The organism is Pandoraea faecigallinarum (assembly GCF_001029105.3).
Taxonomy (GTDB): Bacteria; Pseudomonadota; Gammaproteobacteria; order Burkholderiales; family Burkholderiaceae; genus Pandoraea; species Pandoraea faecigallinarum.
The window spans coordinates 4,066,535-4,090,179 of the sequence record NZ_CP011807.3 but is presented as its reverse complement, the minus strand read 5'-3'; the positions used below and the strand labels follow the sequence as shown (position 1 = coordinate 4,090,179).

At 62.8% G+C, this 23,645-nt stretch carries 21 protein-coding genes; 10 read left to right on the top strand and 11 right to left on the bottom strand.

The genetic code is table 11. The annotated features are described in order from the left end of the window. Positions 1-20 precede the first annotated feature (20 nt). Positions 21-494 (top strand): aromatic-ring-hydroxylating dioxygenase subunit beta, encoded by a 474-nt coding sequence (locus tag AB870_RS17870; RefSeq protein WP_047905735.1) that lies wholly within the window; start codon positions 21-23, stop codon positions 492-494. Between the two features lie 20 nt (positions 495-514). Next, positions 515-829 carry a non-heme iron oxygenase ferredoxin subunit gene (locus tag AB870_RS17865; protein WP_047905734.1) on the top strand — a complete coding sequence of 105 codons (315 nt, stop codon included), beginning with the start codon at positions 515-517 and terminating at the stop codon, positions 827-829. A gap of 595 nt (positions 830-1,424) precedes the next feature. On the opposite strand, the gene cspD is transcribed toward AB870_RS17865, so the two are convergent. Further along, a complete protein-coding gene (cspD, locus tag AB870_RS17860) occupies positions 1,425-1,631 on the bottom strand; it encodes a cold shock domain-containing protein CspD (RefSeq protein WP_010807119.1) in 207 nt (68 codons plus the stop codon). A 442-nt stretch (positions 1,632-2,073) separates the two neighbouring features. On the opposite strand from cspD, the gene clpS reads away from it, so the two are divergent. Both clpS and clpA read left to right on the top strand, forming a co-directional pair. Then, the gene (gene clpS / locus AB870_RS17855) at positions 2,074-2,388 is read left to right on the top strand and encodes an ATP-dependent Clp protease adapter ClpS (protein ID WP_010807118.1); all 315 of its coding nucleotides are present in this window, start codon (positions 2,074-2,076) and stop codon (positions 2,386-2,388) included. Continuing rightward, positions 2,385-4,682 carry an ATP-dependent Clp protease ATP-binding subunit ClpA gene (gene clpA, locus AB870_RS17850; RefSeq protein WP_047905733.1) on the top strand — a complete coding sequence of 766 codons (2,298 nt, stop codon included), beginning with the start codon at positions 2,385-2,387 and terminating at the stop codon, positions 4,680-4,682. The genes clpS and clpA overlap by 4 nt, the downstream gene beginning before the upstream one ends. Positions 4,683-4,796: 114 nt before the next feature. On the opposite strand, the gene dut is transcribed toward clpA, so the two are convergent. From dut to AB870_RS17815, 7 genes are all read right to left on the bottom strand, one after another. After that, the gene (dut, locus tag AB870_RS17845) at positions 4,797-5,243 is read right to left on the bottom strand and encodes a dUTP diphosphatase (RefSeq protein ID WP_047905732.1); all 447 of its coding nucleotides are present in this window, start codon (positions 5,241-5,243) and stop codon (positions 4,797-4,799) included. A 71-nt stretch (positions 5,244-5,314) separates the two neighbouring features. Beyond that, positions 5,315-6,346 (bottom strand): LLM class flavin-dependent oxidoreductase, encoded by a 1,032-nt coding sequence (locus AB870_RS17840; RefSeq protein WP_047905731.1) that lies wholly within the window; start codon positions 6,344-6,346, stop codon positions 5,315-5,317. A gap of 72 nt (positions 6,347-6,418) precedes the next feature. Continuing rightward, a complete protein-coding gene (locus tag AB870_RS17835) occupies positions 6,419-7,639 on the bottom strand; it encodes an MFS transporter (RefSeq protein WP_064674864.1) in 1,221 nt (406 codons plus the stop codon). Positions 7,640-7,721: 82 nt separating this feature from the next. Next, positions 7,722-8,933, bottom strand: coding sequence for a bifunctional phosphopantothenoylcysteine decarboxylase/phosphopantothenate--cysteine ligase CoaBC (gene coaBC / locus AB870_RS17830; protein ID WP_047905730.1), 1,212 nt, complete (start codon positions 8,931-8,933; stop codon positions 7,722-7,724). Between the two features lie 137 nt (positions 8,934-9,070). Beyond that, positions 9,071-9,613, bottom strand: a complete 543-nt coding sequence (gene lspA, locus AB870_RS17825; protein WP_047905729.1) for a signal peptidase II — start codon at positions 9,611-9,613, stop codon at positions 9,071-9,073. Continuing rightward, a complete protein-coding gene (gene ileS, locus AB870_RS17820) occupies positions 9,613-12,450 on the bottom strand; it encodes an isoleucine--tRNA ligase (RefSeq protein WP_047905728.1) in 2,838 nt (945 codons plus the stop codon). The genes lspA and ileS overlap by 1 nt, the downstream gene beginning before the upstream one ends. Positions 12,451-12,606: 156 nt before the next feature. Then, on the bottom strand, positions 12,607-13,599 hold the full coding sequence (locus tag AB870_RS17815) for a bifunctional riboflavin kinase/FAD synthetase (RefSeq protein WP_047905727.1): 993 nt from the start codon (positions 13,597-13,599) through the stop codon (positions 12,607-12,609). Between the two features lie 217 nt (positions 13,600-13,816). On the opposite strand from AB870_RS17815, the gene purN reads away from it, so the two are divergent. The 6 genes from purN (at position 13,817) to nadC (ending at position 21,139) form a co-directional block, all read left to right on the top strand. Further along, on the top strand, positions 13,817-14,476 hold the full coding sequence (gene purN, locus AB870_RS17810) for a phosphoribosylglycinamide formyltransferase (protein ID WP_047905726.1): 660 nt from the start codon (positions 13,817-13,819) through the stop codon (positions 14,474-14,476). A 200-nt stretch (positions 14,477-14,676) separates the two neighbouring features. After that, positions 14,677-15,987, top strand: coding sequence for an RsmB/NOP family class I SAM-dependent RNA methyltransferase (locus AB870_RS17805; protein WP_047908377.1), 1,311 nt, complete (start codon positions 14,677-14,679; stop codon positions 15,985-15,987). A 64-nt stretch (positions 15,988-16,051) separates the two neighbouring features. After that, entirely contained in the window at positions 16,052-17,407 is a 1,356-nt protein-coding gene (locus AB870_RS17800; protein ID WP_157112373.1) for a mechanosensitive ion channel family protein, read from the top strand. A 404-nt stretch (positions 17,408-17,811) separates the two neighbouring features. Continuing rightward, positions 17,812-19,008: a DesA family fatty acid desaturase gene (locus AB870_RS17795; RefSeq protein WP_047905724.1), complete on the top strand. Its 1,197-nt coding sequence runs from the start codon at positions 17,812-17,814 to the stop codon at positions 19,006-19,008. A 95-nt stretch (positions 19,009-19,103) separates the two neighbouring features. Then, a complete protein-coding gene (gene nadA / locus AB870_RS17790) occupies positions 19,104-20,237 on the top strand; it encodes a quinolinate synthase NadA (protein WP_047905723.1) in 1,134 nt (377 codons plus the stop codon). After that, positions 20,234-21,139, top strand: coding sequence for a carboxylating nicotinate-nucleotide diphosphorylase (gene nadC / locus AB870_RS17785; RefSeq protein ID WP_084663841.1), 906 nt, complete (start codon positions 20,234-20,236; stop codon positions 21,137-21,139). Before nadA ends, nadC begins: the two co-directional genes overlap by 4 nt. An 82-nt stretch (positions 21,140-21,221) precedes the next feature. Here the strand turns inward: nadC and nadB are convergent, their stop codons facing one another. The 3 genes from nadB to rpmB form a co-directional block, all read right to left on the bottom strand. After that, a complete protein-coding gene (gene nadB, locus AB870_RS17780) occupies positions 21,222-22,826 on the bottom strand; it encodes an L-aspartate oxidase (protein WP_047908375.1) in 1,605 nt (534 codons plus the stop codon). A gap of 243 nt (positions 22,827-23,069) precedes the next feature. Further along, positions 23,070-23,237 (bottom strand): 50S ribosomal protein L33, encoded by a 168-nt coding sequence (gene rpmG, locus AB870_RS17775; RefSeq protein WP_010807102.1) that lies wholly within the window; start codon positions 23,235-23,237, stop codon positions 23,070-23,072. Positions 23,238-23,253: 16 nt separating this feature from the next. Beyond that, entirely contained in the window at positions 23,254-23,487 is a 234-nt protein-coding gene (gene rpmB, locus AB870_RS17770) for a 50S ribosomal protein L28 (protein WP_039400832.1), read from the bottom strand. Positions 23,488-23,645 lie beyond the last annotated feature (158 nt).

Genomic DNA, 23,645 nt, shown 5'->3' with positions numbered 1-23,645 from the left:
GCGCCCGGGGAGACGATTCGATGGTGGATTTTGCAACGTTTCAGGCAGTGGTCGAACTGAATGCAGCATACGCGGCGGCCCTCGACACCCAGGCGTGGGACGCCTGGCCGGAGTTCTTTCTGGACGAGTGCGTCTATCGCATTCAGCCCCGGGAGAACTTCGAGATGGGGTTGCCGCTCGCGACGCTCTCGTTCGAGAGCAAAGGGATGTTGCGCGATCGCATTTACGGCATTCGCGACACGCTTTTCCATGACCCGTATTACCAACGCCACGTGATCGGACTGCCGTGCGTGCGGGACGCCGGCGACGACACGCTGCACGTTGAGGCCAACTACGCGGTGTTTCGTACGAAGCCGGATCAATTGACCGATATCCTGTCGGTCGGCCGCTATCTGGATATCGTCAAACGAACGGCCGACGGCTGGAAATTCGCGTCGCGCCAATGCATTTTCGATAGCGAGATGATCCCGAACTCGCTCATCTACCCGATCTGACAATCTGACACGAGGACATCATGAACGGCAACTGGATCGAGGCGGCGTCGCGCGACGCTATTCCCGAGGACGACGTCATCGGCGTGATCGTCGGTGGGCGGGACATCGCCCTGTATGGCGTGGACGGCGAAGTATTTGCCACCGACAACGTGTGCACACACGGTAACGCGCGGCTGTGCGACGGGTTTCTGGACGGGCACGAGATCGAGTGTCCGCTGCATCAGGGCAAGTTCGACGTGCGGACCGGCGCGGCGATGTGCGCGCCGCTGACCGAAGCCGTCAAAACGTACCCGATTCGCATCGAGGCCGACAAGGTCTACGTCAATCTGGGCTAACTGCCGCGTGCGTCGGCGCGGCGCCTTTTAGGGGAATGTGTCCAAACGGGCCGCCTAATGGAATCCGGGGATTCCGGCATTCCAACGGGCGGCCTGTCGCGTTTGCACGACAGCCGTGCTCCGTCATGGCGAGGCCGATGCACCAAGGCGAGCCGGCTGAATCGTTCGTTTCGTGAAATGCGGCGATGAGGCGGATGATTCAACGTGCGGGCATTGCGAATGAGATGCCGGCTGCTTTGGAAATCGCCAAAAGAACTTTTTCTTTCCGTCGCTTATCGTACGCCATTCGGACGAATGGACGACCGGCCGGCTGCGTAGGATTACTTAGCCAATTCGGGGAAATGCGTAATTGATTTCCGCGTTCCGGCAGGCGATCGGAGGTATTTTAATAACTGAGTGGAATGTTGCGATGAATATGGTTTTATATGGTATTAAACGCAGTTTAATACCGCAAAGATTCATCGCCGGAGTGGAAAGTTGCGCTGTTTTTGCATGCAAAAAAGGATCCAAAAACAACCTGCCTTTCATTCGGTTTGTGCGCTGCAATAAAAAACCCGGCCGAAGCCGGGTTTTCAATGCGTCGAACGGCGCTACCTCAGGCGGCTGCCTGGATGTTCGAAGCCTGCTTGCCCTTCGGGCCTTGAACGACCTCGAACTGAACCTTCTGACCTTCCTTCAGGGTCTTGAAACCGTTCATCTGGATCGCCGAGAAGTGAGCGAACAGATCTTCGCCACCCTCGTCCGGCGTGATGAAACCAAAACCCTTGGCATCGTTAAACCATTTGACCGTACCGGTTGCCATACAAACTTCCCCTAAACAATTACGACTACTACATATCACCGCAACAACGAGCACATCTGAAAAACCCGCCGGCTGGCGGCGGCTTCTTAGGCTCACCCAGGCATCTTTTCTTTTAAATCACTTATAGAGGAAAAGCGCCACGTCGATTGTTTTCGCTAACTGCCAATAGTGTCAAGCCCTTTTTTTAGCGGTAGAACTGACGTTCGATCAGGTTTTACCCTTATATCTGGGAGGGCATAAGCCGTGCGGAGACACGGGCTTGAAATTTGGGTTAAGCTGACTCATATGGGTGTGGCACCCCCGGTGGTCGGGGCTGTAGCGCCTTGCTGGACAACGCACGCGCTGACGGGCGAGTGTTGGCATTCCGGTGGAAAACCGGACGGCAGGCGGCAATAGGGGCTCCGATTGCTTCCTGCACCCGGGAGTTGTTTAGAATCCACGTATGGCAACCTTACCGACAACGCATGACGACACCGTACAGGAGCGGCAGGAGCAACAGCTCAAGCCGCCGTCCATGTACAAGGTGGTACTGTTGAACGACGATTTCACCCCGATGGAGTTCGTGGTGATGGTCATTCAGGAATATTTCAATAAGGACCGGGAATCTGCCACGCAGATCATGCTCAAGGTTCATCGCGAGGGCAGGGGAGTTTGTGGGGTCTTTACGCGCGACGTCGCGGCGACCAAAGTTGAGCAAGTCGTTAGCCATGCAAGGCAGTCCGGGCACCCGCTGCAGTGCGTGATGGAGGAAGCATGATTGCCCAGGAATTGGAAGTCAGCCTGCACATGGCGTTTATGGAAGCGCGCCAGGCACGACACGAATTCATCACGGTCGAGCACTTGTTGCTCGCCCTGTTGGATAACCCCACCGCAGCCGAGGTATTGCGCGCATGTGCCGCAAATCTCGACGATTTGCGCCAGAACCTGCGCAACTTCATCGCCGACAATACGCCGACGGTGCCAGGCAGCGACGAGGTCGACACGCAGCCCACGCTCGGTTTTCAGCGTGTGATTCAACGCGCCATCATGCACGTGCAGTCCACTTCCAACGGCAAGAAGGAAGTGACGGGCGCCAATGTGCTGGTCGCGATCTTCGGTGAAAAGGATTCCCATGCCGTCTACTACCTGCAACAGCAGGGCGTGACACGGCTGGACGTCGTCAATTTCATCTCCCACGGCATTACCAAGACCGGGGCGTCCGGTGAGTCGGCCAAGGCCGGCGAAGGCAGTGCCGAAGGGGAAGAGGGCGCGAACACCAAGGAAAGTCCGCTTGCGCAGTACACGCAGAACCTGAACCAGATGGCGCGCGACGGCAAGATCGATCCGCTCATTGGGCGCGAATCGGAAGTCGAGCGCGTGGTGCAGGTGCTGTGCCGCCGCCGCAAGAACAACCCGCTGCTCGTGGGTGAGGCGGGTGTGGGCAAAACGGCGATTGCCGAAGGCCTCGCCTGGCGCGTGACGCGCGGCGAAGTCCCCGAAATCCTTCAGGACGCGACCGTCTATTCGCTGGACATGGGCGCGCTGCTGGCCGGGACCAAGTATCGCGGCGACTTCGAGCAGCGGCTGAAGGCGGTGCTCAAGGAACTCAAGGAGCGCAACAGCGCGATCCTGTTCATCGACGAAATTCATACGCTGATCGGCGCGGGTGCCGCGTCGGGCGGCACGCTCGACGCCTCGAACCTGCTCAAGCCGGCGTTGTCGTCCGGCCAACTCAAGTGCATCGGCGCGACGACATTTACCGAGTACCGCGGCATCTTTGAGAAGGACGCAGCGCTGTCGCGCCGTTTCCAGAAGATCGACGTGAACGAGCCGACGGTCGAGCAGACGGTGCAGATCCTGCGCGGTCTCAAGTCGCGTTTCGAAGAGCACCACGGCGTGAAGTATTCGTCGAGCGCGCTCTCGGCCGCGGCCGAATTGTCGGCGAAGTTCATCACCGATCGCCACCTGCCGGACAAGGCTATCGACGTGATCGACGAGGCGGGCGCCGCCCAGCGAATCCTGCCGAAGTCCAAGCAGAAGAAAACCATCGGCAAGGGCGAGATCGAGGAAATCGTCTCGAAAATCGCACGAATTCCGGCCCAAAGCGTGTCGGCGGACGACCGCGGCAAGCTGCAAACGCTCGATCGCGACCTCAAGAGCGTGGTGTTTGGGCAGGACCCGGCCATCGACGCCCTGTCCGCGGCGATCAAGATGTCGCGTGCCGGACTTGGCAAGACTGACAAGCCGATCGGTGCCTTCCTGTTCTCGGGCCCGACCGGTGTCGGCAAGACCGAAGTCGCCAAGCAACTTGCGTTCACGCTCGGCATCGAACTGATCCGCTTCGACATGTCGGAGTACATGGAACGCCACGCAGTGAGCCGGCTCATCGGTGCGCCGCCGGGCTACGTGGGCTTCGATCAGGGTGGCTTGCTGACCGAAGCTGTCACGAAGAAGCCGCATTGCGTGTTGTTGCTCGACGAAATCGAAAAGGCGCATCCGGACATCTTCAACGTGCTGCTTCAGGTGATGGACCACGGCACGCTGACCGACAACAACGGTCGCAAGGCGGATTTCCGTAACGTCATCATCATCATGACGACGAACGCGGGCGCCGAGACGATCAACCGTGCGAGCATCGGCTTCACGAACGAGCGTCAGGCGGGCGACGAGATGGCCGACATCAAGCGCATGTTCACGCCGGAGTTCCGTAACCGTCTGGACGCGATCATCAGCTTCAAGCCGCTCGATGAGCAGATCATCCTGCGCGTGGTCGACAAGTTCCTCATTCAGCTCGAAGATCAACTGCATGAGAAGAAGGTCGAGGTTGTCTTCACCGACAAGCTGCGGGCCTATCTGTCGAAGAAGGGCTTCGATCCGCTCATGGGGGCGCGTCCGATGCAGCGTCTGATTCAGGACACGATCCGTCGTGCGCTGGCCGACGAACTGCTGTTCGGCCGTCTGACGAGCGGGGGCCGCGTGAGCGTCGATCTTGACGAGCACGATCAGGTGCAGTTGTCCTTCCCGGAGGACGGCAACACCAAGGCTCAGCCGGAAGCCGCCGAAGTCGAGTAATCGCCACGGCACTGCCCTGACGAGAAAGCGCCGCATATGCGGCGCTTTCTCGTTGTCCCGAGCCGAGCGGCAGGCGCGGGTTATTGAGTTATCGGGTTTATCGGGGTTATCGGGTTATTGCTTGCCCGTGCTGCCGAAGCCTCCCTCGCCGCGATCGCTTTCCGGAAATTCGTCGACGATATTGAATTCGGCCTGCACGACCGGCACGATGACCAGTTGTGCCAGACGCTCGAACGGATTCAGCACGAACGGCTCGTTGCCGCGGTTCCATGTGGAGACCATCAACTGCCCCTGGTAGTCCGAGTCGATCAGACCAACGAGGTTGCCGAGCACGATGCCATGCTTGTGGCCGAGGCCCGATCGCGGCAGGATCAGGGCGGCATAGCCTGCGTCGGCCAGATGGATGGCGAGTCCCGTGGGCACGAGTACCGTCTGCCCCGGGGCGATGGTCATCGGTGCGTCGAGACAGGCGCGCAGATCGAGTCCGGCGCTACCGGGCGTGGCATAGGCGGGCAGTTGCGCGCGCAGGCGTTCGTCGAGAATCTTGACGTCGAGTTTCATGGCGGTATGACGTGATGGCGGTGAATGAGAGCGAAAAGTCCGGTCGCGGCGTTGACGATACCCAGGCGAGGTCAGTCCCCGGCACGCAGTGAAAATGCCTGCGCCAGCAATTCATGGGAACGCAGGCGGGCGCCATAGCTGCCGGCCACCGTCAGCACGGTGATCTCGTCGGCTTCGAATTGCGCCTGCAACGCCAGCACGCGTTCGGTGACGCGCTCCGGGGTGCCGATGATACTACGCGGCTTCTCCCGCGCGATGACGGACAGTTCCCGCTCACGATACTGCGCCTTGGCCTGCGCCCCTTGTTCAAGGCTGGGGATCGGCTCGTTCATGCCGTATGCCATCTGCACGCGACGCAGGTCCACGCCCGCCTCCAGCGCTTCGGCCTGCGCGTGCGTATCGGCGCAGATCACGAACAGGGCCACCGAGCAGTAAGGCTTCTCCAGCTGTCCCGGCGTGAAGCGTTCGCGATAGGCCTGTGTCACGCGATGACCGTAATGCGCGTTGATGAAGTGAGCGAAGCAGTAGCGCAGGCCAAGCTGCGCGGCGAGCAATCCACCGAACTCGCTCGATCCCAACACCCACAGTTCGGGACGCGTCTGTACCGCCGGTTGCAACAAGACCCCGCGATACGGATGGTCGTCCGCCAGGGAGTCGCCGAAGAGTCCCGCCAGTTCGGCGACCTGTTGGGGAAAGTGCTCCCCGGCGTCGTACGGTCCCTTCGCTACGGCGCGCGCGGTGCGCATGTCGCCCCCCGGCGCGCGGCCGACACCCAGATCGATGCGATTCGGGAACAACGCTTCGAGCATCAAGAATTGCTCGGCCAGTTTGAACGGGCTGTAGTAGGGCAGCATGACGCCGCCCGAGCCGACCCGCAGACGCTTCGTCACGCTCGCCAGACGGGCGATCATGACTTCCGGCGCGGGGTTGGCCACGCCGCGCAACCCGTGGTGCTCCGCACACCAGTAGCGTGTGTAGCCGAGATCGTCGGCGGCTTGCGCCAATTCGACGGTCGCGGCGATGGCGTCTGCAACGCTGTGGCCGTGGATGACAGGCGTCTGATCGAGAATCGACAGTTTGATTCGTTGCGTAGGCTGCACCATGCGTTTCACACTCCTTGTCGAATGCCGGGGCCAGTGTTTCGGCTCAGGGGCATCGACACGACGTCATATCGTTCAATGGCCGCTGCCGGCGGACGAATCCCCCGGCGCTGCGCCCGGACCTGCGTGCGGCAGGCGCGCAATCATCAGAATCGCCACGACGCCGCCGAGGGCGCCGCAAAGGAAAATCGATGCGTAGCCGAAGAAGTTCGCGACGAGTCCGGCCATCGGACCGATCAGGCCGAGCGCCAGATCGAAGAACGCTGAGTATGCCGCGAGCGCCGCGCCGCGGTTTTGCGGCGGCACCTGACGCAGCGCTTCCACGCCAAGCGCCGGGAATACCAGCGAGAAGCCCACGCCCGTGAGGCCCGCGCCGGCCAGCGCCATATGCGGGTTCACCGCGCCCCATAGCAGGAACTGGCCGATGGCGCTGAAGAGCAGCGAGCACATGGCGACGCGGCGTCCGCCGAAACGGTCCACTGCGTGCGAGAACAGCACGCGCATCGCAATGAACGTACCGCTGTAGAGCGTGAGCGCGAACGCCGCGCCCGGCCAGCCGTGGCTGGCGTAGAACAGCGTGATGAACGCGGCGATCACAGCGTAACCGATGCTGCCGAGCGTCATTGCAAGTCCGGGACGCCAAACCAGGCCGACCACCTTGAAGAACGGCAGGCGCGTGCCGCCGACCGGCGTTGCGGCCGGAAGGCGCAGGGCGATGGCGAATGCGATACTGGGCAACCCGATGTTGACGAGCGAAACGACTGTGAAGCCTGTGGTTTGCAACAGGTAGGCGCCGAACGGCGCGCCGACCGCGAGAGCGGTGTACATCGACACGCCTTGCCACGAAATCGCCTTGCTCGCATGCGCCGCACCGAGCAGTCCGATGCCCCAGGACATGCCGCCCGTGAGCAACAGGCTTTCGCCGAAGCCGAGCACGACGCGTCCCGCGAGCAGCACGCCCAGCGCGAGCGGCGGCGTCGGCATGATCGAGGCGACAAGGTACAGCACACCGGCAGCCGCGCAGCCGCACAATCCAGTGAGCACCGCGTTGCGCGGGCCGCGCGTGTCCACGGTGCGGCCTGCGTACGAGCGCAGCAACAGCGTGACCACGGATTGAATGCCGATCGTCACCCCCACAACGAACGAGCCGAAACCCAGCGTTTCATGGACATATACCGGCAGCACGGGCAGCGGCATGCCGATCGTCATGAAGCCGAAGAACATGATCGCGGCAAGCATGCTCAGTGTCCCGTAGACACTCACGTCGGGCCGCGCGGAGGGGGGAAGTTGCGTCATTTGAATGTTTTTCGAATGCATCGGCCCGAGGGCCGCGGTACTGACGGCATTGGACGGCGTTGGATGGCATTGAGGGGCGCGATCAGGCCGGCGCGCGCGGAGGCAGGCGCGCGGCGATTTCGATCATGAGGCTGCGCGCGAGCGACTGTTTGTCGGCGCGCGGCAGTCGCTTCTGACCCGTCTCGTCGAACAGGATGATTTCGTTATCGTCCCGGCCGAACGTGGCCGGCCCGAGGTTGCCCACGAGCAGCGGCACCTGCTTGCGTTGACGCTTCTGTGCGCCATGTTTTTCCAGATCGCCCGACTCGGCCGCGAAGCCCACGCAATAAGGCGGCTTCGGCAACTGCGCCACGGCTGCGAGAATGTCCGGGTTCTGAACGAATTCGAGCGTCGGCACGTCGGCGACGCCTGTCTTCTTGATCTTGTCTTGCGCAACGTCCTTCACCCGCCAGTCGGCTACCGCCGCCACGGCGATGAAGATGTCGTTGCGGGCGACGTCGGCCATCACGGCGTCGAACATCTGCTGTGCCGTCTGCACGTTGCTGCGCGTGACGCCATAAGGCGTGGCGAGCGATGTCGGCCCTGCCACGAGATGCACGTCGGCGCCTGCCTGGGCGGCGGCGCGCGCGAGGGCGAAGCCCATCTTGCCGCTCGACAGATTGGTCAGGCCGCGCACCGGATCGATGGGCTCGAACGTGGGGCCGGCGGTAATCAGCACGCGGCGTCCGGCCAGACGCTTCGGTTGGAAGAAGCCTGCGAGCGCTTCGTACAGGTCCTCGGGTTCGAGCATGCGCCCGTCGCCGATTTCGCCGCATGCCTGATCGCCGCTGCCGGGGCCGAGAATCGTGACGCCATCGCCGCGCAGCGTCGCAGCATTGCGTTGCGTGGCCGGATTTGCCCACATCTGGCGGTTCATGGCGGGCGCGACGAGCAGCGGACAGTCGCGCGCCACGCACAGTGTGCAAAGCAGATCGTCGGCCATGCCGTGCGCGAGCTTGGCGAGAAAGTCGGTGGAGGCCGGGGCGATGAGGATCGCATCGGCCTCACGTGAGAGGTCGATGTGCGCCATGTTGTTGTCGATGCGGCTGTCCCACTGACTTGTAAAGACGGGGCGGCCCGAGAGCGCCTGCATCGTGAGCGGCGTGATGAATTGCGTGGCGGCCTCGGTCATGACGACCTGCACCGTCGCGCCGGCCTTGATGAGCAGCCGCGTGAGTTCGGCCGACTTGTAGCAGGCGATGCCGCCCGTCAGGCCGAGGACGATGGTCTTGCCAGCCAGTTCACCGCGTTCCATAAGGAAATGCCTCCTCAAAGTGCCGCGCGGCGCCTCCAGGGCGCCGCGACGGTGTTTGATGCCTTTCGTCGATTCGCCGCACGCGTTTCGTCTCGTGGGCGAATCGTGCCGCAGATCGCGCTGCGGTGCCGTACGCGCTACTTTCCGCGCCGCACGCGTCGCAACTCGTCGATCACCAGCAGTACTGCGCCGACGCAAATGGCCGAGTCGGCCACGTTGAACGCCGGCCAGTGCCAGCCGCCGACGTGAAAGTCCAGAAAGTCGATCACGTGGCCGTAGATGACGCGGTCGATCACGTTGCCCAATGCGCCACCGAGAATCAGCGACAGCGACAGGCAAAACATCTTCTGGCCGTTATGGCGCTTGAGCAGCAGGATGATGACCGCCGCCGCCACGACACCGAGCAATGTGAAGAACCAGCGCTGCCAGCCCCCGGCGGCCGCCAGAAAGCTGAACGCCGCGCCCTTGTTGTACACCAGCACCAGATTGAAGAACGAGGTCAGCGGGCGGAATTCGCCGTACTGGAACGTCTTCAGAATCGTGAGCTTGGTCACCTGATCGAGCAGGATCGCGATGACCGCGATCCCCAGCCACGGCGCCAGCCCGAAGGTGCCGCCGCTGCGCGCTGCGCCTCCCGCACTGCGCTTTGCGCCCGTTCGCGCGCCTGCTTTGCTTGCCATTATGCCGCGCTCCGGTGTTCGCCGCTGCCGAACAGATTCGACACGCAGCGTCCGCAAAGGGTCGGGTGAGCAGCGTCCGCGCCCACGTCTTCACGATAGTGCCAGCAGCGCTCGCATTTCTGATGCGTCGATGGCGTGACCACCACGCCTTCTTCGGCTTCCGTCGCGACTTGCGTCACCTTGGCGGCCGAGGTGATCAACACGAAGCGCAGATCGTCGCCAAGGCTCGCGAGTACGTCGTACTTGCGGCCCGAGACGCGAACGTCGACTTCCGCCTGCAGCGACGAACCGATCTGTTCGGCGGCACGCGCTTCTTCGAGCGCCTTCGTGACGTCGCCGCGCACCGTGCGCAGCAGATGCCATTTCTCGAGCAGACGCGTGCCTTGCGCCACTTCCGGGTAAGCGTAGTACGTCTCGGTGAAGATCGTGTCGTTGCCCGGCTGGAACACCTGCCACGCTTCCTCTGCCGTGAACGAAAGGAACGGGGCCATCACCTTCAACAGGCCGTGCGTGATGTGATACAGCGCGTTCTGGGCGGCGCGGCGTGCCGGGGCGTCCGGCGCGCTCGTGTATAGACGGTCCTTCAGGATGTCGAGATAGAAGCCGCCGAGGTCTTCGGAGCAGAACGTCTGGAGCTTGGACACGACCGGGTGGAACTCGTAACGGTCGTAGTGGCCGAGTACTTCGGTTTGCAGCGACTGCGCCAGCGCCACGGCGTAGCGGTCGATTTCGAGCCACTGGTCGGCCGGCATGGCGTGCTTCGCGTGGTCGTAATCGGCCAGGTTCGCGAGCAGGAAGCGCAGCGTGTTGCGGATACGGCGGTAGCTTTCGACCACGCGCTTGAGGATTTCGTCCGAGATCGACAACTCGCCAGAGTAGTCGGTCGAGGCCACCCACAGGCGGATGATTTCGGCGCCCAGCTTGCCCGCGACTTCCTGCGGCACGATGGTGTTGCCGATCGACTTCGACATCTTGCGGCCCTGACCGTCGACGGTGAAGCCGTGCGTGAGCAGCGCCTTGTAGGGTGGGCGGCCATCGAGCATCGACGCGGTCAGCAGCGACGAGTGGAACCAGCCACGATGCTGATCCGAGCCTTCCAGATACAGGTCGGCCGGGAAGCCCAGCTCATGCGCATGCGAGCCGCGCAGCACGTGCCAGTGCGTCGTGCCCGAGTCGAACCAGACGTCGAGCGTGTCGCGGTTCTTCACGTAATCCTTCGCTTCGTCGCCAAGCAGTTCGACCGGGTCGAGCGTCTGCCAGGCTTCGATGCCTTCGAGCTCCACGCGCTTGGCCACGGCTTCGAGCAGTTCGGGCGTACGCGGGTGCAGTGCGCCGGTTTCCTTGTGGACGAAGAAGGCCATCGGCACGCCCCATTGACGCTGACGGGAGAGCGTCCAGTCCGGGCGGTGCGCGATCATGTTATGCAGGCGCTGCTTGCCCCACGACGGGAAGAATTCCGTGGCTTCGATGCCGGCGAGCGCGATTTCGCGCAGCGTCCGGCCGTGGCCCGGCGCACCATCGGCCGGCTTCATGTCCATGCCGGCAAACCACTGATTCGTCGCGCGATAGATGATCGGCGACTTGTGGCGCCAGCAGTGCATGTAGCTGTGCGTGTACTTGAACGAATGGAACAGCGAGCCGGCTTCGCGCAGCGCTTCGACGATCTGCGCATTGGCGTCCCAGATCGACTGGCCGCCGAAAAGCGGCAGACTGTCCTGGTAGCGGCCGTCGCCGAGCACCGGCATGCGGATTTCCGAGTCCGGCATGTCGTGCGCCTTGCACGACACGAAGTCCTCCACGCCGTAGGCCGGCGCCGAGTGGACGATACCGGTGCCGGTATCGGTCGTGACGTAGTCGCCGAGGTAGACCGGCGAGGTGCGATCGTAACCGGCGTCGGCGCTCGCGAGCGGATGACGGAAGCGGATCAGCGAGAGCGCTTCGCCCTTCGTGCGGGCGACGATTTCCCCGTGCAGGCCATACGTCTTCAGGCATTCCTCGACGCGATCGGTCGCGAGGATCAGCAGCCCGCGCTCGGTCGACACGAGTGCGTACTCGACTTCCGGGTGCACGTTGAGCGCCTGGTTCGAGGGGATCGTCCACGGCGTGGTCGTCCAGATCACGATGTAGCCGTCTTCACGCGGCAGCTTCGGCAGACCGAACGCCCTCGCGACCTTGTCCGGTTCGGCGAAGGCGAAGCCCACGTCGATGGCCAGATCGGTCTTGTCCTTGTACTCGACTTCCGCTTCTGCCAGTGCCGAACCACAGTCGAAGCACCAGTTCACCGGCTTCAGGCCCCGGTACACGTAGCCGTTCTCCAGAATCTTCGCGAGCGCACGAAGCTCGTCCGCTTCGTTCGAGAAGTTCATGGTCTTGTACGGATTGTCCCAGTCGCCGAGCACGCCCAGACGCTCGAAGTCGGCCTTCTGGCGCTCGATCTGGACGGCCGCGTAGGCGCGCGCCTTTTCCTGCACTTCGCGCACCGGCAGGTGCTTGCCGAACTGCTTTTCGATCTGGATTTCGATGGGCATGCCGTGGCAGTCCCAGCCCGGCACATAGGCGGCGTCGAAGCCCGCGAGACTGCGCGCCTTGACGATCATGTCCTTGAGGATCTTGTTGACCGCGTGTCCGATGTGGATGTCACCGTTGGCATACGGCGGGCCGTCATGCAGGATGAACTTCGGCCGGCCCTTGCTGGCACGGCGGATCTTGTCGTAGATATTCTTGTCCTGCCATTGTTTGACCCACAACGGTTCGCGCTTGGGCAGGTCGCCCCGCATCGGGAACGGCGTGTCCAGCAGGTTGACGGGATATTTGCTCGGGGCTTTCTTTTCGCTCATGGTGCAACGCTTCGAATTTTGGATGTCGGGTGTGGGGCGCTCATGCCACGGGTGTCGACGAGGCCTTGCGGGCCTGAGGTGCGACGCCCGGGCAGGTGCCGAAGACGGCGGCGGGCCGCGCGCGAGGCGCTGAGCGCCGGCGCACGCGGGCGAAGATCAACTAATTCGGTCGGTGGCCGACGTGGCGAAATCGCGTCGTGCGCTCGGGCCGTTGGCGTCGAGCGCATGGGCGAAATAGGCGCGTGCCTCGCGCGTGTCCTGCGCGATGGCGGCTTCGAGTTCGGCCAGTCCGTCGAATTTCGCTTCGTCGCGCAGTTTCTGCAGGAATTCCACGCGCACGAGTTTGCCGTAGCAATCGCCTGTGAAGTCGAGCAGATGCACTTCGAGCAGCACGCGACCGGAGTCGTCGACGGTCGGGCGCAAGCCCAGGCTTGCCACAGCCGGCAGCGGTTTGTCCGCCAGGCCGTGCACCTGCACGACGAATATTCCCGTGAGGGCAGGGTGCTTGTGGGCGATGCGCAGATTGAGCGTGGGGAAGCCGAGCTTGCGGCCGAGCTTCATGCCATGCACGACGTGACCGGTGATGGCGTACGGACGGCCGAGCAGCGCGTGGGCGCGCTCGAAATTGCCGTCGGCAAGCGCTGCACGCACCTCCGAGCTGGAAATGCGCACGCCGTCGTGCGCGATGGTCGGCATCTGTTCGACGACGAAGTCGAAGCGGCGGCCGGCGTCGCGCAGATAATCGATGTCGCCCGCGCGTTTCGCGCCGAAGCGGAAGTCGTCGCCCACGAGCAGCCAGCGCGTATGCAGACCGTCCACGATGATGTTGCGCACGAAGTCCTCGGGCGACTGACCGGCGAAGTGGGCATTGAAGTGCTCCACCACCAGACGGTCGACGCCATGCGCGCGCAGCGCCTCGAACTTGTCGCGCAGATTGGAGATGCGCGCGGGCGCGCGCTCGGGCGTGAAATATTCGCGGGGATGCGGCTCGAACGTCATCACGCACACGGGCAAGCTGCGCGCAGCCGCCGCCGCGCGCACGCGTGCGAGCAGTGCCTGGTGGCCCAGATGCACGCCGTCGAAATTGCCGATCGTCAGCACGCAGGGCGCTTTGCTTTGCGCGTTGGGTAGACCCCGGAAGACTCGCACGATAAGGAAGCGTCAGTACAGGACGTTGAGTGTTGGATGAACCGCGCGGCGGGGCTGGGAAGGCCCGGCGGCCTGTGGCGGCGGGACGGGGCCCGGACGGCGCAGGACGGCCGATCCGACATTGCGGCGCCGCAGAACGTTGAATTATAAACGCTTCGGGGCCATCGCGGCGCGGATCGCGCTGTCTGGTGCGCCGCGCCAATGATAAAATCCGGCGATGAAGAACATTGTCATCCTGATTTCCGGACGAGGCAGCAACATGCAGGCCATCGTCCGGGCCTGTACCGCAGAAGGCTGGCCGGCCCGCGTGGCCGCCGTCGTCGCCAATCGTCCCGAGGCCGAAGGCCTGGCATTTGCACGGGAAAACGGCATTCCCACCGCTGTCGTTCCCAGCCGTGGCAAGACCCGCGAGGTTTTCGACGCCGAACTCGCCGCCGAGATCGATCGCCATCGCCCCGATCTCGTCGTGCTCGCCGGATTCATGCGCATTCTCACGCCGGAATTCACCGAGCGCTACGCAGGGCGGCTCATCAACATCCACCCGTCGCTGTTGCCTGCATTCCCCGGATTGCAGACGCACGCCCGCGCACTGGAGGCCGGTTGCAAGATCGTCGGCGCGACCGTGCATTTCGTGACCGCGGAACTCGATCATGGCCCGTACGTGGTGCAAACGGCCATCGCCGTGCGTGACGGCGACACGCCCGAGACACTGGCCGAGCGCATTCTGCCGCTCGAACATGTCATTTATCCGCGTGCCGTGCGCTGGTTCGTGGAGGACCGTCTGATCGTGGCCGGCAGCCGCGTGACGCTCGCGCCGCGCGCCGACGGCACGGTCGATCCGCAAGATTCGCAATGGCTTTTTGGTGAGGACGCATGAGCACCCGCCCGACCCAGCGCCGCGATGGCGCCAATCAATCTGTCAACCGCTCCGGCGGCCGTCCCTCCGATGCCCGTCGCCCCGTCAAGGGCAGCGGCAACAGCGGCGGCAATGAGCGGGGTTACGTTCGCCCCGACCGCTACGACCGTTCACGCAACGAGCGTCGTCAGGATGCGCCGCCCGTCGTGGGCGGCACCGGCATGCGCGGCGAGCGGCTGCCGCCCGCGCTTTTCGAACATACGCAGCGGCTGCTGGGCAGTGTGCTGACGTTCACCGGCCCGGCCGACACGCTCGTGAGCACATACTTCCGCGCCAACGACAAGCTGGGCCACCGCGAGCGCGGTGTGCTGGCCGAGACGGTATTCGCCATCCTGCGCCGCAAGCTCGAGTTCGGTCAGCATGCCGTGAGCGGCACGGGTTCGCAGGAGCGCCGTCTGGCGTTGCTCGGTCTCGCCTTCACCCGCGGCATCGCATCGGTGGAACTGGTCGCCACGCCCGAGGAAGCCGCCTGGCTCGAACACGTGGGGCAGATCGATCCGGCCAGCCTTTCGCCGCGAGTGCGCACTAACTTGCCGGAATGGTTGTATGACCGGCTGGCCGGCCGTTTCGACGCGACCGAACTCGAATCGCTTGCGGCCGCGCTGAACCAGCCCGCGCCGCTCGATTGCCGCGTCAACCTCATCAAGGCAAATCGCGACGATGTGCTCGCGAAGCTGCGTGAGGACGGGTTCTCTGCCGAGCCGACGCCGCTTGCCCCCAACGGCATTCGCCTGTCGGGCAAACCGGCGTTGCAGAAGCACCCGTTGTTCATGTCGGGCGCCATCGAAGTGCAGGACGAGGGCAGCCAGTTGCTGTGCCAACTGGTGGCGCCGCGCCGTGGCGAGATGATCGTCGATTTCTGCGCCGGTGCCGGCGGCAAGACACTCGCCATCGGCGCACAGATGCGCTCGACCGGTCGGCTGTACGCCTTCGACGTCTCGGAAAAGCGGCTGGCGAAGCTCAAACCGCGTCTGGCGCGTAGCGGACTGTCCAACGTCTATCCGGTGATGATCGACAGCGAGAACGACAGCAAGATCAAGCGTCTCGCGGGCAAGATCGACCGTGTGCTGGTCGACGCGCCATGCAGCGGGCTCGGTACGCTGCGTCGCAACCCGGATCTGAAGTGGCGTCAGTCGCCGCAGTCGGTGGCGGAACTCACGCAGAAGCAGACGTCGATCCTGGCGAGCGCGGCGCGTCTGGTGAAGCCGGGCGGGCGTCTCGTGTACGCGACGTGCAGTCTGTTGACCGAGGAGAACGGCGCGATTGCCGAGGCATTCGCGGCGGCGCATCCGGACTTCGTGCTGCTGCCGGCCAACGAATTGCTCGCGTCTCAGAAAATCGGACTCGACACGGGCAAGTACCTCGAATTGCTGCCGAACCGCAATGCGACCGACGGCTTCTTTGCCGCTGTGTTCGAGCGTCGTGCGGCTTTGAAGACGGCGAGCGTCACCGAGGCGTTGCCGCAGGCGTAAGGGTGTAAGGTGTCGCCTCAACGAGTATCGGCAATCAACAATAAGAGATAGAAGGGATATGGCGATGCAGGAAAGTCCGGCTTTCGCGAGGTTGGTGCGGGACGTCGTGCGCGACTTCGGCGATGCGCAGATCGTCTGGCAGATCGTCGCGCTCGTGGGGGCGCTCGCCGTCGCGCTGGTGCTGCGCCGCTGGATGATCGGCCGGCTCGAGCGCCACTTCGAACGCGTGGCGCCGGCGCGCCGGGCGGGCTCGTCGAGCCTGCGTCGCGCGTTTTTCCCGATGTTCGGCTGGATGTGCGTAGCGCTCACGCGCGTGGTGCTTCAGGAGTACACGCACGTCTCGCTGCTGATGCTCGCGGAGGTGCCCCTGTTCGGCACGGCGCTCATTTATCTCGCGTTCTACTTCGCGCGCCGGCTGTTTGCCGCCTCGCCGCACGCGTCGGGCCTGCTGAAGGTGTTCGAGCGCGTGTTCACGACGCTCGCCTGGGTCTCGATGCTGGCCTACGTGCTCGGCGTTCACGACGACATTCTCAAATGGCTCGCCAGCGTCAAATTTGCCGTGGGCACGAGCCATCTGACGTTGCTCTCGATCCTGTCGGGACTGCTGTGGATCGGCGTGACGCTGGTGCTGGCGATGTGGGTCGGTTCGCTGATCGAAGACCGCATCATGCGCACGACCACGCTCGACGGCAACCTGAAAGTGGTGCTGTCGCGAGTCGTCAAGGGTTTGCTGACGCTGGTCGCCGTTCTCGCCACGCTGTCGTTCGTCGGCATCGACATCACGGTGCTCGGCGTGTTCGGCGGGGCGCTTGGCGTGGGGCTGGGGTTCGGCTTGCAGAAGATCGCCTCGAATCTCGTCTCGGGTTTCATCATCCTGCTCGATCGCTCCGTGCGGATCGGCGACCTGATCACGGTGTCGACGTATCACGGCACCGTTTCGCAAATCAACACACGGTATTCGGTCGTGCGCGGGCTGGACGGTGTCGAGGCGCTGGTGCCGAACGAGCAACTCGTCACGAACGTCGTGCAGAACCATTCGTTCACGCAAACCCGCGGGCGGGCCAAAGTGAATGTCCAGGTGGCCTACAGTGCGGATGTCGAGCTGGCGATGTCGCTGATGCTCAAGGCAGCACAGGACATCCCTCGCGTACTGACGGACCCGCCGCCCTCGGCATTGCTGCTCAATTTCGGTGCCGATGGGATGGATCTGGAAATGGGCTTTTGGGTGCAGGACCCTGCGCAGGGCAGCGGCGCGATTCGCTCGACCATCAATTTGCGGATTTGGCGCGCTTTTCGTGAGCATGGTATTGAAATTCCGTATGCGCAGCGCGAAATACGTATCCTGAACGACTGGGCGGACGGCGTTCCTGCGCAGGCGGCCCAACCGGTCGAGGATGTTTCGGAGCGTCCAACTTCCTGATTCATTGGAAGAATCTCGGGAATTGACGCCGAAATCGACGTCTGCACAGGCGAATGACACCGTAAAGACGTCCGATAGACGCTTTTCCCTAAGCCGCCGGGTTGACCTGCGACAAAATGCGTGGCTGCGAGGCGACACACGGGCAACGGCGGGTCGGGTAAAATGCGTGCCAAACCTCAAAAAAACCAGACGTTCACTGGCACGTTTTCCGCCCATATCGCCACGGCATTCAGCAACTTGCCGAACTCCAGCGAATCCAAGCGTCAAGCGAGCGCAAGAACGAGACCTGACGCGACGGCCGACGCCCATCGGGCGCTTATGCCGCCCGGCCCGACAAGACAGGACACGGCACCTCGTGTGCTTTGCCGTGATGGCTACCGTATTGATTAGTTTGGAGTGATATTTTGCTGGACAGTCTCCTTGGATTTCTCTCGACCGGCTTGCTCGACTGGAGCGGCTGGAAGATCTTTTTCTTCACATTGGCCGTCACCCATGTGACGATTGCCGCCGTGACCATCTATCTGCACCGTTGCCAGGCGCATCGCGCCCTCGACGTGCATCCGATCGTCGCCCATTTCTTCCGTCTGTGGCTGTGGATGACCACTGGCATGATTACGAGCGAGTGGGCCGCCATCCACCGCAAGCACCACGCCAAGTGCGAGACGCCCGAAGATCCGCACAGCCCGCAAACGCGTGGCCTGTGGAAGGTGCTGGCCGAAGGCGCCGAACTCTATCGCGCCGAGGCGAAGAACGAGGAAACTCTGCGCAAATTCAGCCACGGCACGCCGAACGACTGGATCGAGAACCACGTCTACAAGCGTTTTCCGATTCTCGGCATCAGCATGATGATGATTATCGACATCGCGCTGTTCGGGGCCATCGGCCTGACCGTGTGGGCCGTGCAGATGGTATGGATTCCGTTCTGGGCCGCCGGCGTGGTCAACGGTCTGGGCCACTACTGGGGCTACCGCAACTTCAATTGCGCCGACGCATCGACGAACCTGCTGCCCTGGGGCATCATCATCGGCGGCGAAGAACTGCACAACAACCACCACACGTATGCCACGTCGGCCAAGCTGTCGAACAAGTGGTACGAGTTCGACATCGGCTGGCTGTACATTCGTACGCTGTCCTTCGTGGGGCTGGCCAAGGTGAAGAAGATCGCGCCGACGCCGAAGCTCTCGAAGGTGAAGGCCGCCTGCGACGACGATACGCTGCAGGCCGTGCTCTCGAACCGCTATGAAGTGATGGCGCGTTACGCCAAGACCTTCAAGCGTGCGTATGGCGAGGAACTGGCGCGCTTCAAGGAGAAGCGTCAGCATGGCGAGTATCAGTTGTTCCGCGGTGCCCGCAAGTGGCTGCATCACGACGAAGCCTCGCTGCAAGAGCCGCAGAAGCAGCAACTGGGCGAGATTTTCGCGCACAGCAACGCTGTGAAGACTTACTACGAATTGCGCCGAGAACTCGCCGGTATTTGGGATCGCTCGAACGCTTCGCGTGAGCAGTTGCTGGGTCAGTTGCAGAACTGGTGCCATCGTGCCGAGCAGAGCGGTATTCACGCGTTGCAGGAGTTTGCGACGCGTCTGCGCCGCTACGCGTGAACGGGGTCAGCCAGAAATCTGTTTTTGACGCATAATCGAAACCCCGCCACGGCGGGGTTTTGTCATTCCCGGCCTATCCCACGGGCCACGTAAAAATGAATGCCTCACTCAAATCCGTAGAATTCGAGCGCCCCGCACCGAGCGGCGCCACGTGCGTTGCCCAAGCCTGGGCGCGCGTCCCGGATGCGCCGTCGCAGGAGGAACGCGCGGCGCTCAAGGCCAGGATCAAGCGGCTGCTCGTCGAGCAGAACGCCGTGCTCGTTGCCCATTACTACGTTGATTCCGACTTGCAGGATCTCGCCGAGGAGACCGGTGGCTGCGTGGCGGATTCGCTGGAAATGGCGCGGTTCGGCCGGAATCATCCGGCGAAGACGCTTGTCGTCGCGGGCGTGCGCTTCATGGGCGAGACCTCGAAGATCCTCAGTCCCGAAAAGCGCATTTTGATGCCCGATCTCGACGCGACCTGCTCGCTCGATCTGGGCTGCCCGGCCGACGAGTTCGCCGCATTTTGCGATGCGCACCCCGATCGCACGGTGGTCGTCTATGCAAATACGAGTGCTGCCGTAAAGGCGCGCGCAGACTGGATGGTGACGTCGTCCATCGGTCTCGAGATCGTGGCGCATCTGCATGCGCAGGGTAAGAAAATCCTGTGGGCGCCCGACCGTCATCTGGGCAGCTACGTCCAGAAGCAGACCGGCGCCGACATGTTGCTGTGGCAGGGCGCGTGCCTCGTGCACGACGAGTTCAAGGGGACCGAACTCGAACTGCTGCGCCGCGAATATCCGAACGCCAAGGTGCTGGTGCATCCGGAGTCGCCTGCGGCGGTGGTCGAACTGGCCGACGTCGTGGGTTCGACGTCGCAGATGATCGCGGCGGCGCAAACCATGGATGCCACCGAATTCATCGTGGCGACCGACAACGGCATTTTGCACAAGATGCGTGCCGCGGCACCTGGCAAGCGTTTCATCGAAGCGCCGACGGCCGGTAACAGTGCGACGTGCAAGAGCTGCGCGCATTGCCCTTGGATGGCGATGAACAGCTTGCGGAATCTGGCCGACGTGCTCGAATCCGGTGCCAATGAGATCCACGTCGATCCGGAGATCGGTCGTCGTGCTCATACCTGTATCGATCGTATGTTGACGTTCGCCGAAGCGCGCAAGCAGAACGTGCGCGCCAGCGGTGACTTCGCGCGCGACGGCGCGCTGTTTGCCGGTGTGGGCCCCGCATGATGACGCAATCGAAAACGTTGAGCACTGCCGAGGCGCTCTCTCCGGAATTCAGCACGTTCGGCGAGCCGCTCGAAGCGGCGCTCACGCGCAATGTACGTGACGCTTTGGCGGAAGACATCGGCAGTGGCGATCTCACGGGACTGCTCGTGCCGTCGGAGGAAATGGCGCACGCACGGGTCATCGTGCGTGAGTCGGCCGTGTTGTGCGGCGTGCGCTGGTTTGAGCGCTGCATGCAGGGCGTGGATGCGTCGGTGCGCGTGCAGTGGCACTATCGCGAAGGTGAGCGCATGACACCCGGCGCGGCGGTCTGCGACATTCACGGGCCGGCGCGCGCGCTGCTCACGGGCGAGCGCACGTCGATGAATTTCCTCCAGATGCTCTCCGGTGTGGCGACGGCAGTGCGCCGTTACGCGGATATCGTTGAAGGAACGAAGGCGCGCGTGCTCGATACGCGCAAGACTCTGCCCGGGCTGCGTCTCGCACAGAAGTTCGCGGTGCGCGTGGGCGGCGGCGTGAATCAACGTCTCGCTCTCTACGACGGCATTCTCATCAAGGAGAACCACATCGCGGCGGCGGGCGGCATTCGTCAGGTGCTGGCAAATGCGGATCGTCTGGCCGATGGTGCGCCCGTGCAGATCGAAGTGGAGTCGCTCGAAGAGCTTGAAACGGCGCTGGAGTGCGGCGCAACGTCGATCCTGCTCGACAACTTCTCGCTCGAAATGATGCGTGAAGCCGCGCGCGTGACGGATGGCCGTGCCCTGCTGGAAGCGTCCGGCGGCATCAATCTCGAAACGTTGCGTGCGATTGCGGAGACGGGCGTCGACCGCATTTCGGTCGGGGGCCTCACCAAGGACGTGCGTGCGACGGATTTCTCGATGCGGATTGTCGAGACAGTGGGATGAGCATCGTAGCGTAGCAACGCCATGCCGGAACGAACAAGGCCGCGAGATAACATCCGCGGCCTTGTGTTTTCATGGATGGCCGTCAGCGCTTGCGGCCCGGCAGTGCGGGTGACAGTACCGTCGGCAGCGCCTTCGGCAAAGTGTCAGGAAAGTCGCGTGAGAAATGCAGGCCGCGACTTTCACGACGCGACAACGCGCTATCCACGATCAGCGACGCAACGTCGACCAGATTGCGCAGTTCCAGCAGATCGCGGCTCACGCGGAAGTTCGCGTAGTACTCGGCGATCTCCTCGCGCAGCAGGGCAATGCGATGCTGCGCGCGTTCGAGGCGTTTGGTCGTTCGTACGATCCCAACGTAGTTCCACATCATCCGTCGCAATTCATCCCAATTGTGAGCGACGACGACTTCCTCGTCGGCGTCGGAGACGCGACTTTCATCCCATGCGGGTACGTCGATGGCGACGGCGTGCGTTGCGTCGCTACGCTGAATGTCTTCGGCAGCGGCCTTGCCCAACACGATGCATTCGAGCAGCGAGTTGCTGGCAAGACGGTTCGCGCCGTGCAGGCCGGTGTACGTCGCTTCGCCTACGGCATAGAGTCCCGGCAGATCCGTGCGGCCGTGCATGTCGGTGACAATCCCGCCGCAAGTGTAATGTGCGGCGGGAACGACCGGAATCGGCTGCTTGGTGATGTCGATGCCCAGTTCGGCGCAGCGCGCAAGGATCGTGGGGAAGTGCTCGCGCAGAAACTCGGGGCTTTGATGGCTGATGTCGAGATATACGCAATCGAGGCCGTGCTTTTTCATCTCGAAATCGATGGCACGGGCGACGATATCGCGCGGCGCCAATTCCGCGCGCGGATCGTGCTGCAGCATGAAGCGGGTGCCGTCGGGCAGCACGAGCCGTCCGCCTTCGCCGCGAACGGCCTCGGAAATCAGGAACGACTTTGCATACGGATGGTAAAGGCAGGTCGGATGGAACTGGATGAACTCCATGTTCGCGATCCGGCACCCGACGCGCCAGGCCATGGCGATGCCATCGCCCGTGGCGGTGTCGGGGTTCGTCGTGTAGAGATAGACCTTGCCGGCACCGCCGGTTGCCAGCACGGTATGCCTTGCGGTGAGCGCGTGCACTTCTCCCGTGCCCAGATCCTGAAGGTACAGGCCTTGGCAATGGCGTCCGGCGGTCGGCGCCGCATCGGCGCGATCGGACGTGATCAGATCGACGGCAAAGTGATTTTCGAAGAGCGTGATGTTCGGGTGTTTGCGCACGCGCTCCGTGAGCGTGGTGATGACGGCATGTCCGGTCGCATCGGCCGCATGAATGATGCGGCGGTGACTGTGGCCGCCTTCGCGCGTGAGATGGAAGCCGAGTTCGGCATCGGCGTCGCGGGTAAAGGGCACGCCTTGCTCGATGAGCCATTCGATCGCTTCGCGGCTGTGCTCCACGATGTATCGCGTGGCCGCTTCGTCACACAGGCCGGCGCCGGCCACGAGGGTATCGGCAACGTGTTCGTCGACACTGTCGGTCGAATCCAGCACCGCGGCGATACCGCCTTGTGCCCAATCGCTCGCACCTTCCGGCATGGGCCGCTTGGCGACCAGCGCCACGCGGCAGGTATTGGCCAGATGCAGGGCGACGGATTGACCGGCGAGCCCGCTGCCGACGATGACGACATCGAAATTCATGGTACGTGTGGTGTCTGGGATCGACGCGAGAACGGTGGCGCGATCCTCGTTATGGGAGATGAGCCAGTATAGCGAGTCAATACGCGCCTGACACATGACCCTGTGCGCACCCGGGAGAAATTGTGCCTCGCGTGACTACGCATAGCGTAGGGTTGCGGTTTTCGGGACGCCCAAACGAAAATACCCCGCCAAAGGCGGGGTATCGAACGCAATAGCAAGCTATCGCGATGAAACCTGTTGATCTTATTTGATCTTGGTTTCTTTGTACGGCACGTGCTTACGAGCCACCGGATCGAACTTGCTGATTTCCATCTTTTCCGGATGGGTACGCTTGTTCTTGGTGGTCGTGTAGAAATGACCCGTGCCTGCGGTCGATTCCAGCTTGATCTTGTCGCGAGCGCCTTTTGCCATGATGAGCTCCTAAAACTTAGATGGCGTTACGCGAACGCAGGTCCGCGAGAACGGCATCGATACCGACCTTATCGATCAGGCGCAAGCCGGCGTTCGAAAGGCGCAGGCGCACAAAACGGTTTTCGCTCTCAACCCAGAACCGGCGATTTTGCAAGTTCGGGAGGAAACGGCGCTTGGTTTTGTTATTGGCGTGGGAAACGTTGTTGCCGACCATCGGCGCTTTCCCGGTCACTTGACATACGCGTGCCATGAAGCACTCCTAACCCAGAATTCTGTGTAAAAAAAGGTGAGTCGAAAAGACAGACCGCGATAATACCACAAAAATCCCAGACAAATCAATCGCTTTAGTCGATGTAGGACGTAAGTCCCTGGCGGAACACGTCTGTCGGAGATTCGGGGAAGGGACGG

What these genes read in the sequence shown, in the direction of transcription:
- AB870_RS17865 (WP_047905734.1), top strand. Translation starts at nt 515, where the DNA reads ATGAACGGCAACTGGATCGAGGCGGCGTCGCGCGACGCTATTCCCGAG.
- ileS (WP_047905728.1), bottom strand. Translation starts at nt 12,450, where the DNA reads ATGAGCGAAAAGAAAGCCCCGAGCAAATATCCCGTCAACCTGCTGGAC.
- rpmG (WP_010807102.1), bottom strand. Translation starts at nt 23,237, where the DNA reads ATGGCAAAAGGCGCTCGCGACAAGATCAAGCTGGAATCGACCGCAGGC.
- dut (WP_047905732.1), bottom strand. Translation starts at nt 5,243, where the DNA reads ATGAAACTCGACGTCAAGATTCTCGACGAACGCCTGCGCGCGCAACTG.
- nadB (WP_047908375.1), bottom strand. Translation starts at nt 22,826, where the DNA reads ATGAATTTCGATGTCGTCATCGTCGGCAGCGGGCTCGCCGGTCAATCC.
- coaBC (WP_047905730.1), bottom strand. Translation starts at nt 8,933, where the DNA reads ATGGAACGCGGTGAACTGGCTGGCAAGACCATCGTCCTCGGCCTGACG.
- AB870_RS17800 (WP_157112373.1), top strand. Translation starts at nt 16,052, where the DNA reads ATGCAGGAAAGTCCGGCTTTCGCGAGGTTGGTGCGGGACGTCGTGCGC.
- AB870_RS17835 (WP_064674864.1), bottom strand. Translation starts at nt 7,639, where the DNA reads ATGACGCAACTTCCCCCCTCCGCGCGGCCCGACGTGAGTGTCTACGGG.
- nadA (WP_047905723.1), top strand. Translation starts at nt 19,104, where the DNA reads ATGAATGCCTCACTCAAATCCGTAGAATTCGAGCGCCCCGCACCGAGC.
- purN (WP_047905726.1), top strand. Translation starts at nt 13,817, where the DNA reads ATGAAGAACATTGTCATCCTGATTTCCGGACGAGGCAGCAACATGCAG.
- nadC (WP_084663841.1), top strand. Translation starts at nt 20,234, where the DNA reads ATGATGACGCAATCGAAAACGTTGAGCACTGCCGAGGCGCTCTCTCCG.
- cspD (WP_010807119.1), bottom strand. Translation starts at nt 1,631, where the DNA reads ATGGCAACCGGTACGGTCAAATGGTTTAACGATGCCAAGGGTTTTGGT.
- clpA (WP_047905733.1), top strand. Translation starts at nt 2,385, where the DNA reads ATGATTGCCCAGGAATTGGAAGTCAGCCTGCACATGGCGTTTATGGAA.
- rpmB (WP_039400832.1), bottom strand. Translation starts at nt 23,487, where the DNA reads ATGGCACGCGTATGTCAAGTGACCGGGAAAGCGCCGATGGTCGGCAAC.
- AB870_RS17870 (WP_047905735.1), top strand. Translation starts at nt 21, where the DNA reads ATGGTGGATTTTGCAACGTTTCAGGCAGTGGTCGAACTGAATGCAGCA.
- AB870_RS17805 (WP_047908377.1), top strand. Translation starts at nt 14,677, where the DNA reads ATGCGCGGCGAGCGGCTGCCGCCCGCGCTTTTCGAACATACGCAGCGG.
- clpS (WP_010807118.1), top strand. Translation starts at nt 2,074, where the DNA reads ATGGCAACCTTACCGACAACGCATGACGACACCGTACAGGAGCGGCAG.
- lspA (WP_047905729.1), bottom strand. Translation starts at nt 9,613, where the DNA reads ATGGCAAGCAAAGCAGGCGCGCGAACGGGCGCAAAGCGCAGTGCGGGA.
- AB870_RS17840 (WP_047905731.1), bottom strand. Translation starts at nt 6,346, where the DNA reads ATGGTGCAGCCTACGCAACGAATCAAACTGTCGATTCTCGATCAGACG.